Raw genomic sequence first — 15,772 nt, forward strand, 5'->3', positions numbered from 1 at the left:
TGCTGTTGGATTGGATTGCGGTATAGGTGCTGGTCTAAATCACCTCGATTACGCTCTCCGTAGAAAAGCAGGAAATCGCCGTTCCCCATGGGCGTTCCAGTGGAGGCCGAACAATAATAAGGGACAGCTTCCCCTGCATGAAATAGGCGGAAATCTTCGCTATTGATTGTGGCTACCGGCCAGCCCTGATCAACCAGCGATTGGTACTCTATACGGTAAAATTTATCCTCCGCAAGGGTAAGCTTGAGATGAGGATGCTCGGTGCTGATCCACTCAAAGCCATACAAGGTGTCTACCCCGTCGACGATCTGAGCGAAGGCAAGGGAGCAAAATAAAAAGTAAACAGGGATAAGAAGGATCCGTTTTCTCATTGTCCGGGATTATCACTTGAATCTAACCATTATCAAAGATACGAAAAGATCAAGGGCAAATCACTCACGAAAATCGTCTAAAAAGTGACAAGTATAGCTCAGAAGGGAAAATAAAAAGCACCTACACCTGGAGATGCTCTCGAGATGTAGGTGCAAATAACATACTATGAGAAAACTACACAGTACAAATATACACCTATACCCTTCAGTTAAGTGGCCATTTTAGGTTATGGTGCCTTTGCTGCTGTGGAAGGAGCGTTCGGCTTAGAATAAGGGGAAAGAAAAATTAGCTTTTCCTTTAAAAGGTCCCAGCGGGGACAACATTGATCTGATCAGCCAGTTGAAAGGGTAAACTGATGGTTCGCCCTTCGTAGTCGAGTTGTAGTTGGTTATCATCCCGATGGATGACTTTAAAGGTGGTACCGGCCATCATTTTTTCTTCCCACAGCCGTGCGCTTACGTAGGTGCCATCTTGATCGGTCGATAAAACAGCAACATCCCCCACAGGAATTTTGCTTAAAGGATAAGCTGGCTTTCCCTTACTACGAGGGATGGGTGATCCGTGCGGATCCAATTGTGGATAACCTAGTTTTTCATCCACTGCACTGAGAATCGCCTCTGGCAGCAGGTGTTCGTGGCGTTCGGCATCAATGTGGATCTGTTCTTTATCCAAGCCTACTTCGGTAGCCAAGTAGGTTTCCCAAAGGCGGTGAGCTCGGACCAGGCGCCGAGCAGATTCTTCACCGAGTGCAGTGAGTTTTAATCCCTGGTTTTCTAGCCACTTATGGCGGCGCAACTGCTTGATACCACGCTGCCAATTAAGTAAACTAATGTCTAATTTTTCCCGCAATTCAGCACTGGCCACTTGCCCTTTCTGAGCACTACGATAAATTGCTTTGAGGATATCTTCCCGATCAATACGCAACTTGAGCTGGCGGCGGCGAATGGCCTTAGCAACCAAACCTTTTTTAGGTGCAAACATGACTACCAGGAGATAGAAAAAAGTGGCCGTAACGGCAATCGCTGGTCCAGGAGTCGTATTCAAGATTATCGCCAAGACCAAGCCTGCTACTGCCGAAAGTAAGCCGATACCTGCTGATAACACGATCACTCGCTCCATTTTATCCGATAAGAGCAAAGCCGTAGCTGCCGGTGTAATCAGCATTGCCACCACCAGGATAACGCCCACCGTCTGTAAAGATGCGACCACCGCAAAAGATAGCAACAACATCAAAAAGTAGTGGATCAGCCGCACTGGTATACCCATGGTTTCCGCTACCACGGGTTGAAAGGTAGAAACAAAGAGATAGCGGTAAAAGACAACAACACTGAGAATAACGTACAAGGTAACTAAGCCCGTCAGCATCAGGTCGGTATCCGCAACGCCGAGCACATTTCCGAAAAGGAAGTCCTTCAAATCCAGGTGAACCCCCTGGTTTCTGCTTATGTAAGAGATACCAATCACCCCCAGCGAAAACATGGCGGTAAAGACAATACCGATGGCTGCGTCATTTTTGGTATTTACACGGTGTTGGATCCAGGTGATGCCTACTGCCGTCAGTAAGCCTGCCAGTACCGACCCCGTAAAGAAAGCCAAAGTACTGTATCCTACCAGCAAAAAAGCGACGACCACGCCTGGTAAAATAGCATGAGCAAGGGCATCTCCAACCAAGGACATATTGCGAAGTACAATGAAACAGCCCAAAATACCACACATTATCCCAACCAAACTGGAAGCAAGTAAGGCTCTTACGGCCCAGGTCTCCTGTAAAATATGGAATAAGTCTATCATCGTATGACAAAGATAATACTTCGTGCAAACAAAAACAACTTTTAGATTAGTCTAAAAGACTTTTGTAGGCACTTACCAATTGTTCGGTCAGCACTTCGCCCGTGAACCGCTGTGCGTATTGGTAACCAGCAGCGATTTTCTCTTTACGCAAGGCCTGGTCTGTGAGCAAACTGACCATTCCTTCCTTCATCTCCTCTGCGCTACCAGGGTTAACGAGGTAACCACCGGGGCCGGCAGCCTCAGGCAACGAAGATACATTAGAGGTAAGCACTGGCACTCCGCTAAAAAGTGCTTCCAAAACAGGAATACCAAAGCCCTCTGCATAGGAAGGGTAGACAAAAAGTTGTGCTTGCTGATACAGTGCAGGAAGTTCGGCAAAGGTAGGTTGGATAAAAATCAACTGATCTAAAACACCCCGGTCTTGAGCGAGCTGTTGCACCCGCTTCTTATACCCATCGCCCTGGCCTACCACTACTAAAGGCAGCTTAAGCGCTGGTGGTAAACCAGCCATAGCTTCTACTACTCCCAATAAATTTTTCCGCTCAATCAGCGAACCCACATAAAGCATAAACGCTTTAGGAAGCGCATATTTCTCTAACACTGCATTGCGGGCACTAGCCGGTTTTTCCAGCATAAAACCTTCATGGCAAGACTGATAGATTACCCTGATTTTATCTTCCGCGATACCGTAAAATTGCATGATGTCCCGCTTGGTGCTTTCGCTAATAGCAATAATCAGATCACTATTTTCGCAAGCGTAGCGAAACTTTCGGTCATAAATTTTTACATCTAGCCACTTGTACTGTTCAGGATAATGCTTAAAGACGAGATCATGAATGGTGACAATCGTAGGTATTCCCGTTGCCGGAAGGCCATAGGGAATTTCGTGACTTAAGCCATGAAAAAGATCTATTTTATCCTTTACGATATCTGCGGTTTGCCGCCAACTCCGCCACAATATTTGGCGGCTTTTAGCGGGCATACGAACCGTAAACATAGGGCTATCTAGAAAAAACTGCGTTTGTGGTGTACGACTTACCTTGGGCGTATAGAGAAAGTATTCCTCATCGGGATGAAAGGAAGTGAGGTTCCGCAAAAGGGTACGACTGTAATTCCCCAGTCCGGTAAAATTGTTGAAAATTCTTTTGGCGTCGTAACCGATTCGGTGCATGAAATGGGCCGCTTAATAACAAAGCACCATTTGTCTTTAGACAGATGGTGCTTTGCAGGTTGTATATTTAGTAGGAATGGACACTAGACCGAGAAGCTTTCCCCACAACCGCAGGTGCGCGAAGCATTCGGATTATTGAAATAAAAGCCCTTCCCTTCCAAACCACCGGAGAATTCCAGCGTGGTATTGCACAGATAAAGAAAGCTCTTTAGGTCTGTAACGATTTTTACGCCATTGTCTTCAAAGACCTGATCATCCGGGCGCGGCTGGTTGTCAAAGTCCATTTGGTAACTCAAGCCTGAGCAACCGCCGCTGGTAACTGATACCCTTACAAAATGATCTTTCGTGAGCTGATCTTTTTGCTCAATCTCTTTGATTCTCTCTTTTGCACTGTCGCCTACAAAAAGCATACCTTCTCAAAATTTATGATCAATAACTTCATTACGAACAACCCGTAAGGTAAGCTGAAAGTTTTGTCAACTCAAAGATACCGGTAATTGAGAACTAAAATAGAGAAATTAGTGGGAATCTGAGCTTTTGAGGGGTAGATATAGTCCTCCAAGGTAGGATTTGTGATTTCTGACTTGCTCTTTTCTCGTCTCGCTGCGCCTGCCTGCCAGCGAGGCTGCCTACCGTATATACACATCTCCTTCAAATTCCGAATGTAGGTTTAGCATGTCCATTGCCTGCACAAATTCGTTGAGCCGTCGTAGGCCGTTCCACATCGTTATTGGCCCAGCAGGGCGTTGAGAAGCGTAGCCTGACCATCCTCCGAGCCTAGCAACGACCCATGCTGCGAAGGATAAAGAATTAGGCGGATAAGGATTTTTCAATTTCTCGGTATTACCTTCTAGTTGAGGATTGATTCGCTCAATGACTTTGATTACTTTGGGCTCAAACCCAGCCTCAATACCTAAGTCTTGAGGTTCATCGCGAGCTTGAACTAGCTGCATCACTCTTATAGAACTGATCAGCGCCAGTACCGTAAGGTTCTTGAGTGCAGCTGCATTTGATACTTGTGCCGATTGAACGTCCATTCCTTTCTTTTTCAATGTCCGAAAGACTTGCTCGATCACCCAGCGCTGTACATAATAGCCGATTATACGTAAAGCGTCATCCATACTCTGGATGCTGTGCGAAGTGAGTAATCGCCAATAGATAGGCTTTTCCTTACCTACCACGCTAGCTGGCTTTTCACGTACTTCAATAACCGTTACTTTTTGTCGGTCTACGAGGTGTTTTGTCCCCGTACCAGAACGTGGACGCGCTAAATCAATTGTAACCCATTTAACTTCTAACTCCGCCGTATGAGCCGTACGCTTATCGGTCGCTGGCAAGGCTATTGAATATTGTCCTTGTAGAGGTTGAGCATCCAGCGCCTGTTGTAGTTTATTGTGATCAACCTCCTTTAGCTTGCGGTTTTGAGAACTACGAATAACAAAGTCTACCCCCAGTGCTGTAAGTAAGACCAATAACTCATAGATATCAGCTTCTCGGTCTGCTACTACTGTTTGACTCTTGGCTCCCTGATTGTAGCTTACCGCCTTTTCTATTTCTTCGTACCAGCGATAAGACTCTTTTTCTTCTAGCTTTTCTCTATTACGATCTCGTCTCCGCTGAGCTTTATCAACAGCGTACTGTTTACGATCATATAATTGAGCAGAGGCTAAGCCTAAGCAATGATGGGTATGAGCATCCATGCTGATTACCGGATGCAAAAAAAAGCCTTGACCCCGGCCATCGCCGATCTCCGATAAGCCTTTGGCTTTACTATTGATACCGAACCCAACGGTAGAGGTATCACAAATCATTAATACATCCCGCCCTTTACTCTGGGCGGCAGTGCGTTCACAGGCTGATTGTATCATAAGCGATGGTGTGACAGATGGATTATTAACAAACCGGCCAAAAGCAACCTCCTCGCTGCGATTCTTTGCACACTGACGCAAAATAACGCTCTGCCTCGATGACATAGCCACTAACAGCCCAACATAGCGAACATCTAGTCGCTTGTCAAGAAATAACCCCATTTGCTCACTTTTTTGACATGTATTCTTTAATATGCAAAATTAAGAGAAGATGTGTATATACGGTAGCGAGGCTGCCGAGCAGGCAGGTTGAAAAGCCTCGCCGTAACTCCGGTTATGCCTACGTTTTTCGCCTTGCGAGTCGAAAAAATAGCGGCGTCATATTCTCACAAATCCTACCTTGGCAGACTATAAATAAAAGGAGTTGATTGCTGATGGGTAGAGCAGCCCCAAGTGGAGGGCCCACCCTCCTGCCAGATCGCCGAAACCGTCCCTCAGCCAAACGGCCAAACAGGACGTGCGTCATCATCTGCTACATTCTACTGTAGCAGCCAAGCAACACGCAAAAATAAACCGCTGAATTCCCCCATGACAAATTGGGGGGTATTACCTTCGATGTGCTCAACGCTTGTCAGTTCGCTGAGTGGAATACAAAGCTAAAAAACACTCGTTAAAAAACAAAATATTTTCACTTTTAAAAATAAAAACATTTACAAACACTATTATTGCCTCCACAACGGACTATCCGCCCGCACACTATTCACGCCACTGACGATGGCCGCCGTAACCCGATCAACATCTTCTTCCTGGTTAAACCGGCCAAAGCTCAGTCGCAGCGAGGCGTGGGCCTGGTCACTGCTCAATCCCATGGCTTTGAGCACATGACTAGGATCAAGTGACGCAGAGGTGCATGCCGACCCCGATGAAACCGCCAAAACCTGGTTGAAGGTTCTCATCACATCTTCGGCATCTGCGTATTCAAAACAAAGGTTGGTGATTTGAGGGAGGCGCATTTCCTGACTTCCATTTACTTTTACCCGCTCCAGGCTTTCCAGTAGTTTTATCTCCAGTTGATCACGCCAACTGGACAAACGTTCTATTTCGGCCATCATTTCGGTCTGGGCCAAGGCTGCGGCTGCACCAAAGCCTACAATACCGGGTACGTTTAAGGTCCCGGACCGCCGCCCTCTTTCATGCCCACCTCCCGCCAACTGCGCAGTGAGTTTTACGGGAGGATTCTTGCGCCGTACATAGAGGGCACCGACACCTTTAGGGCCGTACATCTTATGCGCCGAAAAGGCCAGGAGATGAACTCCCATAGCAACTGGATCAACTGGTATTTTGCCAACGGCCTGGGTACCATCACAAAAAAAGAATACTTCTCTGCGATTGCAAATTTCGCCGATAGTTGCTACATCCTGGATGACCCCGGTTTCATTGTTGGCCCACATAACGGCCACCAAAATGGTATCTTCCCGGATCGCATTTTCGAGTTCCTTCAGATCTATTCGCCCCTGCTCATCTACCTCTAAATAGGTGACTTCTGCACCTCTTTCTTCCAACCATTGGCAGGAATCCAGTACCGCTTTATGTTCTGTTTTCACGGTAATGAGGTGCTTGCCTTTGCGTTGGTAAGTATCGTAAACCCCTTTGATCGCCAAGTTGACGGCTTCAGTGGCACCACTGGTAAAAACGATCTCAGATTTATCTACGCCCAATAATCCAGCTACTTGCTGACGGGCCTTACTTACAGCTTCTTCTGCTTGCCAGCCGTAGGCGTGGGTTCGGCTGGCAGCATTTCCTGGCAAGTCATAAAAGTAAGGTAACATTTGTTCTACTACCCGGGGGTCTGTAGGCGTAGTTGCACTATTATCCAGATAGATCATTGGTTGTTTCATAAGACAAAAATAAGTATTCCAACAATTAATTTAGTGGCAATTCAATACCTTTGTATTGCGCAAAAAACACCTTGAGCCTTCTCTTAGGTTTTTCAAATAGTAGACACGCTTTAAATGAAACGCTTTGCCTACTATTTGAAAAACGAAGCCTCCATCCGTTTTTGTGCTGTTCTTTGTATTGCGCAAAAAACACAAATAGCCCACCACCAAATCAAACTTTCCGATTATGTCCACCACTTCTTCACTATTCTCCGACTTCTCTAACCCCACCAAAGCAGAATGGTTGGAAAAAATCACGCGAGACCTCAAAGGAAAGCCGCTAGAGGAACTCGAATGGCAATTGGAGGAACAGATCAGGTTGGCGGCTACTTTTGGACCTGAAGACAACTTGCCATCTTCAAAAACACTCAGCGCAGGGCGCAACAACAACAGCTGGTCGATCGGAGAATACCTCTTCGTACACAAGCCCGAAGCGGCCAACGCGCAAGCATTAGAGGGTTTATTAGGTGGGGTAAATGCGCCCTTGTTCCATCTTCATCACTTGCCTAGCAGGGAAGAGTTAGAGGTACTTTTGGCGAATATTGAACCTTCTTTTATTTCAATACATTTTGCGCCTGCCTACCCCGGAAAAGATCCCGCTGAATTGTTCCGCAACCTTATCTACTACGCCAGAAGGCGCAACCTTAAGCTGGCGGACATCTACGGATCGATGGATTTTGACCCCTTGCTCGACTGGTCGGAGCCGCCTTTTACTGCTTTAGCGCGGGTCTTGAAATTTGCCCAACGCCACACACCCAACTTCAAAGTTTTGCAGGTGAACGGGCTGACGCTCCACACCGGCATCGAAAACACCAGTAGAGAACTGGCCTTGCTGATCGCCAAAGGAGCTACCTACCTCAACGCCATGGAGGAGCAGGGAATTCCCGCAGCGGTTACCAACCAGCACTTACAGTTTTCGGTGGCTATCAGTACCAGTTATTTTGTTGAAATAGCAAAAATCAGGGCTTTAAAAATCCTTTGGGCCAATGTACTTAATGGTTTTGGTCTGGAGGAGGCACCTCTGCCCCCTATCGCTGCCCACCTAGCCGAAGAAACCCAAACCGACGAACGCGAGTACAATATGATCAAAGCCGCTACCCAAGCCATGTCGGCGGTCATTGGTGGAGCAAATCTTTTGTACCTGCCACCCGCAGATTTGCGTATACAGGGTGAAAGCAGCTCTTTCACCCGAAGAATTGCCCGCAATGTGCAGCATTTGTTGCAAATGGAAAGCCACCTGGATCAAGTCGTAGACCCGGCAGCAGGCAGTTACTACATTGAGCACCTCACCCAACAGTTTTGTGAACAAGCCTGGCACAAATTTCAGCAGATTGAAGCACAAGGTGGTTTTCTGCAATTGGAGAATCTTTAAGGGGGCATTGGTTGGAAGGGTGTAACAGTGTAAGGGTTTTTAGGGTTTAAAAGTTGGCGATCATCTGGTTAATGGAAAAATACTAAAACGGCCCTGCTTCCGCAAAAGCGAGAAGCAAGGCCGAACGACACAACTTTGTGCAATCACAAAACTGTTTTTTCTAATTAGGGCAATAGTACCGTATCAATCGCGTGTACTACGCCATTTGTGCCCTGTACGTCTGTAGCGACAATCGTTGCAGTATTAGAACCTGCATTGATCACTGGTGCGCTACCCGCTAAACTAATAGAGAAGGTAGAACCCTCAAAGGTTGTTACAGGCGCATCGCTCACAATGTCGGCAGCACGAACATTAGCACCTGCGACTACGTGGTACTTCAGCACTGTCTCTAAGGTCGCTACGGGGATATCCGCTAAAGTATTCCAATCTGGATTTGAAGCCAATAGTGCCTCAAAAGCTGCATTGGTAGGTGCAAAAACCGTAAACGGACCATCACCGGACAGGATACTGACAAAATCTGCCGTCAAGTCGGTACGCGTCAATGCCGCTACCAGGTTGCTGAAGGTAGGATCAGCCGTAGCAAAAGTGACCACATTGGCTGGTTCAATGACCTCATTTACGGTGTGGATCACGCCGTTGGCTACTTCTTCATCCGCAGCAGCAACGTCGATAGCAGCGTTGATTTTCACCCCACCACTGGTATTGATATAAAGTGTGAGCGGTTCGCCATCCGCGTACTCCGCCAGGGTGTTGTAGTAGGTAGAGGTCAGTTTACTGGAAGTCTCTTCCGTTGGTAATACATGGTACAGGAGTACCGTACGCAGCAGGTCAACAGGCACATCGTTTAAAGACACAAAGTTGTTGGCCGTCAGAAATGCTTCAAAAGCAGCATTGGTGGGTGCAAAAACCGTGAGGGAAGACGTCCGATCATTGAGCGCGTCTACCAAACCGGCAGCCGTAAGCGCATCAACAAGGATACTAAAATTGGTATTGTCTTGCGCAAATTCAACAATGGTTGGTTCCATCGCATCGTCATCATCACAAGAAAGGAAACTAAGGGACAGGGTGAACACCATCAGGATGCTCAAAGCATACGAATGCACTTTCATCTTAAGATTGTTTTTTGGTTGTATTTAGAAAGTTTACGGTAGGGAAACAGAGGCTTAGTTTTTTTTGTTCAAGCCAATTTTGGCAAATGGCGGATGGCTGACAAAGAGAGAGAGGGGAAGTCGGAAATCGGAAGTGGGAAGTCGGAAATCGGAAGTGGGAAATCGGAAGTGGGAAGTGGGAAATACTGTAGGAGTATTTTATGAAGTTGATTGGAAGGGCGTAAAAGAAGGGTGTTCAATCTGATGGTAAATTAGGTTGCGCGTGGCTTTAGCCCGCAACGAGTTCTCTCAGTACTATAAGTGTGAACTGCCTCGAAGGGATGGCTAGGCCAAAGCCCGAGCAACCTGGCTAAGTACACCTTATTCATAGCAATTGAGCCTGCCAAGAAAGTGCTAAAATTCGTCGCATCAGAAAAGCACCAGATTGTACAGCCTGGGTGTAAAAGTGTAAACGTTTAATGACAGCCTCTTACGTCTTGTGCAGAAGTTCTTAGTGAGATTGGGAAGTCGGAAGGGAGGGAGTATTCCTGTAAAGAAAAAGGCACCGCTGTACTTCATCTTTACGTGTATCCCAATACTTCCGACTTCCCAATTCCGACTTCCGACTTCGCTAATTGCTTTACTGTTTGATCAGTTTCAAAGTATGGCCCCCCAGCTGTACGAGGTAAATTCCGTTGGGCCAAGCGGCGGTTGTCCATTCATGTTGTAGTGTACCGGCGGCTACTTTCTCGTCTAGCAACAACTGCCCGCTGATATTGAATACCCGGAGGCGCATATCTTGGTTGCTGAAGCTTGGTAACAAGAGGTTGACCTTGTCGCTCGTAGGGTTGGGGTACAACAAAAATTGATTACCAACGCTGATTTCTTCCGTGCTTACAACAGCATTTTCGTCGATTTTAATATCGAAACGCTGCGTGGGAAGGAAGCCCCCCGTACCGTCTTCTACCACAAAGGTAAAGGCGTCGTTGATGGCATCTGGATCGGTATTTTGGTAACGGAGGTTGCCCGCATTAATCGTTCCCTGGGTAAAAGTACTCCCTGGCGACAATTCCTGGTCGATGATGTACAACTTACCGTGGCCCGGTGTGCTGATCAGAGAGTAAGTAAGATCAAAGGGACCTTCTTCCGTATCCGTAACCTGGAGCAGGTCGTTGGTAACAGGGTTGCTCATCAGTGGGGGTACAAAGAGGGTATCATTGGTCAATAGAGCCGGGGCAGCAGCATTGCCAGCGGCGCAAAACTCCAATCCCCAGGTAGCAATTTGCCCTGGTGAGCCAAATCCAGTGGTATTGACTTTCACTTTCAAGGTCCAGATTCCCTGACTGCTTTCGCCATCAAAGGCGGAGAGGGCTTCGGCCGGACGGAAGAGAATACCATCGTCTGGTGGACAGATGATATCGTTAGGTGCTTCATCATCGAAGCCAATGGCAACCTCATCGGAAGAAAAACAACTGGAATCATAAAGGCGTACCTCCGTTCCGGATGGGCTGATCAGCGAGATGTAGAAGTTTTGGATAGGCTGGTAACGCACTCTCAGGTAAGGAATGTTGACATCGCTGATGATACCATCGAAGGGCACAAACACCTGTGAAGTTACCGTTGGCGGCGTACCAGTGCCAGGAATCGTGACGGGCGTATCTTCCGCCAATTGCTGGTTACAAAGCACATTGATCGTATGGAAGACCTGAGGAGCTTGCCATTCGCCTGGCCCACATTCATTGATAGCACGAACCCGCCAGAAAAAGAGATCGTTATTGATGAGCTGCGTCACTTGGGCAACTTCCGTCTGGGGAATCGCGTAGCGGCTTTCAATAATATTTGCAAAGCCTGCATCATCGGAAAGCTCCCAATCGTATAATTGTGCATTCGGCAGTGGCGTCCAGGAGTAAGTAGTCCCGAGGGTGATCCCCGCCGTACCCTCTGCGGGCGATAGCAGACTTAGCTCACTGAAATCGTTATCGATCAACTCAAAATAAAGGGTTCGGTAGCTGGTGTCCAGATCGGCAGTAGCAACTGCCACCTGTATTTCCAATGGACCATCGTAATTCTCCAGGTTGTTGAAATCAAGCTGTAAGCTGGTTCCTTCACCGGGAGCGAAATCATTGTTGGAAAAAGTAGCAACTATGCCTTCGGGCAGTTCACTACTGATACTCAGGTTGATGGGAGTAGCATAATCAAGCACCGAACCGCTGGTGAAGTCGACCGTGGTAGCCGCTGGCAAACAGAGCTGCTGGAAAACGGGGCCATAGCTTACGGTATAAGTAGGTACGGTAGCTGCCTCGATGCGGAAATTTGCATTAGAAATATCAAAGAAGATATTGTTGGCCGCTTCCACCCGGATGCGCATATTATTGCCTGTTACTTCTGGTACGGTAACAAAAGCACTTCCATTATTGGGTACTTCCGTCGCCAGGGTATAAGGGTAAGTTTGTCCACCATTATTGGACAGGCGAATATTGACCAACTGACAATTTACCAGTTCATTGGTAGTATTGGCAACATCCCAGGTCACTTCCCGGTATTCGCCTACCTGCCAAACTTCGTTGCCATCATTAGGAGACATGACCAAAAATGGGCCTGCGGTAGACGTACTTCTAAAAGCAACATCTTCCCAAACCGTTGCACCAATTTCAGGACTGTTGTCACGCACGGTACAACGGAAGGTAATGGCACGACTATAGGTAGGCAATACTTCGGTGGTCGTCGAGCTGTTGTTCAATAGATCTACCAAACGCGGCAGGGTACGGCTGGAAACCGTAGTGGGTGGATAACTTCGAAACAAAGGAGAAGATCCTACAGGAGTGCCCAAGTCGGAGATAGGTCCTAAATCCAACTGTTCCCAACAATAGGTAACCGGGTCATCCTCTGCATCTTCTACGCTGGCATTTAACTCGAAAGGAGTGCTGATAGGAATATAAAAGCCATCGGTATAGTTGAGCGTTAGCTTTGGTTCCGTATTATCGGAAGGGAGTACTGTTGCACAAGCTGAAGCAGTACCCTCGCGGGTAAAGAAGGTAAACTGCTCAATACTGTGTCCGTGGTAGTAATCGTCGTTATCAAAAGCTACGTTTTGGTTACCACAAGAACCAGCGTAAGACATGATAGTCGTACCAGAGCCTGGCTCGTAAGCAGAACCAGTAGCAAGCTGTCCTAAATTGCCTGGGCAATTGCTCCAGGAGTGAGCGGTTGCGAATTGGTGGGCCACTTCGTGAGTAAATACCCGGCGAATGATGGAAGCGATGTTATTGCTGTAGTGGCAAGTCACGCCCCGGTCTTTTCCTGAAGTACAAACCTGTCCTCCTACGACTCCGCCTACGTCGGTACAACCACTGGTAAAGACGTGCCCCATATCATAAGCAGTGGTAGGAAAACCAGCACCAGTGATGGCCCCTTGTACCTGGCTCAACAGTTCTCCACCTTCATCAGCATTGATAAAGGGATCCGTCCCGGCATTGAGATAAACCAATTGTTCCTGGTTTTCAATCAAACGGATACGTACACCAACCTCTCTTTCAAAGGTAGCGTTGGCGAGGTTAATAGCTGTGACAAAACTGCTAAGGACGGCTTCTACCGTGCCTCCTTTCTGGGCAGCGTATTCTCCAGTACAGGTGAGGGCCATGATGTACTCCCTGATATTGGCTGGTGAGTTTGTTTTCTCACCTACTGTTGTTGTTTCACCACTGTTTGCAATGGGTTTGGGAGCTTCGGTTTCCGAAGGCTCATAACCACAAGCCAGCTGGGGAAGTTCTTCAGGTGTCAAGACCACATCGTGGTTGTAATAAACTACGTGAAAAGTAGTCTGATTCATCGCGTAAGGTTCCAGAAACACCTCCCCCTCGTATGAAGTATAAGTAGCCGTAATGCCCAAGGGCGTAACGGATAAACGCCCCATATACTGCGGGGCTGCTACGTCCTGAATACGGTAGGTACGAATTTGTGGCCAACGCGACTGCAATGCTTCGGGCATTACCGGGCTTTCTACTACCCGAAAACTGCGAAAGGAACCGTCTGGCAAAGGCAGCTGGATTTCAGCAGTTGATTTTGGCAGGCTCAAGGCCACTTCCAACGGCGCGTTAAGCAGCTCCTGCCGAAGCTCATTCAAGCCAGCGGTAAGCGTAGCATATTCGGCCAGAGGCAAATTAACATCGGTGTTTGCCTCCAATTGAATTTGTGATTCTTCTACAAAGGCAAACGTCTGAGCAGATAAGCCCAAACTTGCAAAAAAAACAATAAAAACAGTAGCTATTATTTTCATAAGACGTTTTTGAAAACTTAGTAACCTTATATGAGTAAAACTTACAGCGAATGTAAAAGAAGTTGCCATCATTAGCCGTGAAAAATGAAGTTATGTCGTTTAATTACTAGAAGAAAAAACCTACACTACAGGTAGTCGCAGAACAAATGCTGCTCCAGGGCTGTGTGTAGCATCCTCAATCCATATCTCTCCTCCATGTAATTCCACAATTCTACGACAGATAGCTAGCCCAATACCTGTACCCGAATAGGCGGCTCGGGAATGTAAGCGTTTGAACATCTCAAAAACTTGCTCGCGGTACTCGCTATGGATTCCAATACCATTGTCTTCAAAATAAACTTGGGCAAAATCCGAAGCGTCCTCTGCTATCATCTTCACCATCATCTGGGGTTGTGCGGACTCATTGTATTTCAACGCATTTTCCAACAGGTTTTGAACCAGCTGCTGGAGTAACTCTTCATCGCCTTTTATCTGGACATTACCTTCCAAGCTTAATGCCAGTTGTTTGTCCTGACTTTCATTCCACAATCTTGCACTGACTTCCTTGATCATTGCAGCCAGGTTTACGGGCTCATAAGAAAGGCCTTCCTGCCCTAGGCGAGAAACCGTCATTACCGCTTCGATCAAGCGATTCATTCCCTGTACATTGCGCTCAATGAAACTGAGAAAATCGTCAATTTCAGAATCTTTTTCTGGTGCTAAGCGTCGGCGAAGTAAGCCAGCAAAACTGCCAATATTCCTAATGGGTTCCTTTAGATCGTGTGAAGCAATAAAAGCAAAACGCTCAAGTGCCTGATTGGAGAGTTCCAAATCCTGAGCATAGGCAATGATTTGAGCTTCAGAAGTTTTAAACTGGGTAAGGTCGGTGCCCACAAAAACGTACCCGCGTTTGCGATTACCCCACAAGCCTAAAAATTTCTTGTAAATGGGTGTTACCAAAAACAAAAGGTAATTGCTTTGACTACCTACTGACAAGCTCGTCTCATAATGCCCTCTTTCTGTTTGGGCTAAACCCAGGAGCTGGTTTTTAGTGAACTCCCAGTCTTCCCCCTTAAAGACTTGATCGAGCTTAATGTCTTGCCAGGATTTTGCTGTTCCTTCCATCTGTTCCAAAAAAGCCGAATTGACTTGCTTGATCCGAAAGTCTTCATCGGTCAAAATAAACCAATTGGTCATCGTCTTCAAAAGATTAGGAACAGCGTGCTGCGATTGCAAATCTGTAAGCTGGAGATTGATAATCATCAACCCCGTAAAAAGTCCGCCGATGGCAACATTGATACTTTCATTGAGTAAACTGGGAATTTGGAAGAAATAAGTCAGTAGATAGTTTTGCACAAAAGAGCCCACCATCACCAAAGAGAAAATAAAAAAAATGGCTAGTCGTATTCCTCGGGTAGAGGTATTGAAAGCATAGTGATAAGGAAGATAAGAGAGATAGATGCATAGTCCATAGGTCACTAATACCCCTACAAATCTAAAGAGATAGTACCAAGAGTACGCTGTTATCGTAAACGCCAACCGACCAGCCTCGTTGTACATAAGCTCACCATGCCCATGTATAGTAAAACCTTGTAAATAAATAAAACCAGGAATAAACAGGAGGGCAATTAACAACCAGGAACGCTCCCATTTTTTCATCTCCCGGGGCGCAAATTGCTTGGCGTAAAACCACATGGTGCCCAGCATACAAACCACCGTAAGATTCCAAACATTTTCCTGCCAGCGACGTAATTGGATGGCTTTAGCCAAGGTATCAACCGACTCCATTTCAAAGAAAAACAAGTTTTGGATAAAAAGCAGCAGCGTTGTAGCCATGAAGGCCTGGTACATTCTTCGGTTAGTATCCAACCAATAGACCCGCAGGCCCATAATAAAAATAGCAAACCCACTGAGGAGCGTAAACCAATCTGTCGACAGGTGATTAAGCATGAAATGGCCGTCACTGGTTAATACATCA

9 protein-coding genes are annotated in these 15,772 nt (G+C 46.8%); 1 reads left to right on the top strand and 8 read right to left on the bottom strand.

Going from position 1 to position 15,772, the window contains the following annotated elements:
• Positions 1-669 precede the first annotated feature (669 nt).
• From AB0L18_RS00155 to AB0L18_RS00175, 5 genes are all read right to left on the bottom strand, one after another.
• Entirely contained in the window at positions 670-2,163 is a 1,494-nt protein-coding gene (locus AB0L18_RS00155) for an iron chelate uptake ABC transporter family permease subunit (protein ID WP_367390559.1), read from the bottom strand.
• Between the two features lie 46 nt (positions 2,164-2,209).
• Complete coding sequence (locus AB0L18_RS00160) at positions 2,210-3,334, bottom strand: glycosyltransferase family 4 protein (RefSeq protein WP_367390560.1); 1,125 nt, start codon at positions 3,332-3,334, stop codon at positions 2,210-2,212.
• An 83-nt stretch (positions 3,335-3,417) separates the two neighbouring features.
• Positions 3,418-3,744 carry a HesB/IscA family protein gene (locus AB0L18_RS00165; protein WP_367390561.1) on the bottom strand — a complete coding sequence of 109 codons (327 nt, stop codon included), beginning with the start codon at positions 3,742-3,744 and terminating at the stop codon, positions 3,418-3,420.
• A gap of 219 nt (positions 3,745-3,963) precedes the next feature.
• Entirely contained in the window at positions 3,964-5,364 is a 1,401-nt protein-coding gene (locus tag AB0L18_RS00170) for an IS4 family transposase (RefSeq protein WP_367390562.1), read from the bottom strand.
• A gap of 500 nt (positions 5,365-5,864) precedes the next feature.
• Positions 5,865-7,040, bottom strand: coding sequence for a cysteine desulfurase family protein (locus tag AB0L18_RS00175; protein ID WP_367390563.1), 1,176 nt, complete (start codon positions 7,038-7,040; stop codon positions 5,865-5,867).
• A 226-nt stretch (positions 7,041-7,266) separates the two neighbouring features.
• On the opposite strand from AB0L18_RS00175, the gene AB0L18_RS00180 reads away from it, so the two are divergent.
• Positions 7,267-8,451, top strand: coding sequence for a methylmalonyl-CoA mutase family protein (locus AB0L18_RS00180; RefSeq protein WP_367390564.1), 1,185 nt, complete (start codon positions 7,267-7,269; stop codon positions 8,449-8,451).
• Positions 8,452-8,615: 164 nt separating this feature from the next.
• On the opposite strand, the gene AB0L18_RS00185 is transcribed toward AB0L18_RS00180, so the two are convergent.
• The 3 genes from AB0L18_RS00185 to AB0L18_RS00195 all read right to left on the bottom strand — a co-directional run bounded on the left by AB0L18_RS00185 (position 8,616) and on the right by AB0L18_RS00195 (position 15,744).
• Positions 8,616-9,560, bottom strand: coding sequence for a fasciclin domain-containing protein (locus AB0L18_RS00185; protein ID WP_367390565.1), 945 nt, complete (start codon positions 9,558-9,560; stop codon positions 8,616-8,618).
• A gap of 619 nt (positions 9,561-10,179) precedes the next feature.
• On the bottom strand, positions 10,180-13,815 hold the full coding sequence (locus AB0L18_RS00190; RefSeq protein WP_367390566.1) for a reprolysin-like metallopeptidase: 3,636 nt from the start codon (positions 13,813-13,815) through the stop codon (positions 10,180-10,182).
• A 120-nt stretch (positions 13,816-13,935) separates the two neighbouring features.
• A complete protein-coding gene (locus tag AB0L18_RS00195; protein WP_367390567.1) occupies positions 13,936-15,744 on the bottom strand; it encodes an ATP-binding protein in 1,809 nt (602 codons plus the stop codon).
• Between the last annotated feature and the right edge of the window lie 28 nt (positions 15,745-15,772).

Source organism: Lewinella sp. LCG006 (assembly GCF_040784935.1).
Classification (GTDB): Bacteria; Bacteroidota; Bacteroidia; order Chitinophagales; family Saprospiraceae; genus Lewinella.

Coding starts and splice junctions, on each gene's coding strand:
- AB0L18_RS00155 (WP_367390559.1), bottom strand. CDS start 2,163: ATGATAGACTTATTCCATATTTTACAGGAGACCTGGGCCGTAAGAGCC.
- AB0L18_RS00160 (WP_367390560.1), bottom strand. CDS start 3,334: ATGCACCGAATCGGTTACGACGCCAAAAGAATTTTCAACAATTTTACC.
- AB0L18_RS00165 (WP_367390561.1), bottom strand. CDS start 3,744: ATGCTTTTTGTAGGCGACAGTGCAAAAGAGAGAATCAAAGAGATTGAG.
- AB0L18_RS00170 (WP_367390562.1), bottom strand. CDS start 5,364: ATGGGGTTATTTCTTGACAAGCGACTAGATGTTCGCTATGTTGGGCTG.
- AB0L18_RS00175 (WP_367390563.1), bottom strand. CDS start 7,040: ATGAAACAACCAATGATCTATCTGGATAATAGTGCAACTACGCCTACA.
- AB0L18_RS00180 (WP_367390564.1), top strand. CDS start 7,267: ATGTCCACCACTTCTTCACTATTCTCCGACTTCTCTAACCCCACCAAA.
- AB0L18_RS00185 (WP_367390565.1), bottom strand. CDS start 9,560: ATGAAAGTGCATTCGTATGCTTTGAGCATCCTGATGGTGTTCACCCTG.
- AB0L18_RS00190 (WP_367390566.1), bottom strand. CDS start 13,815: ATGAAAATAATAGCTACTGTTTTTATTGTTTTTTTTGCAAGTTTGGGC.
- AB0L18_RS00195 (WP_367390567.1), bottom strand. CDS start 15,744: ATGCTTAATCACCTGTCGACAGATTGGTTTACGCTCCTCAGTGGGTTT.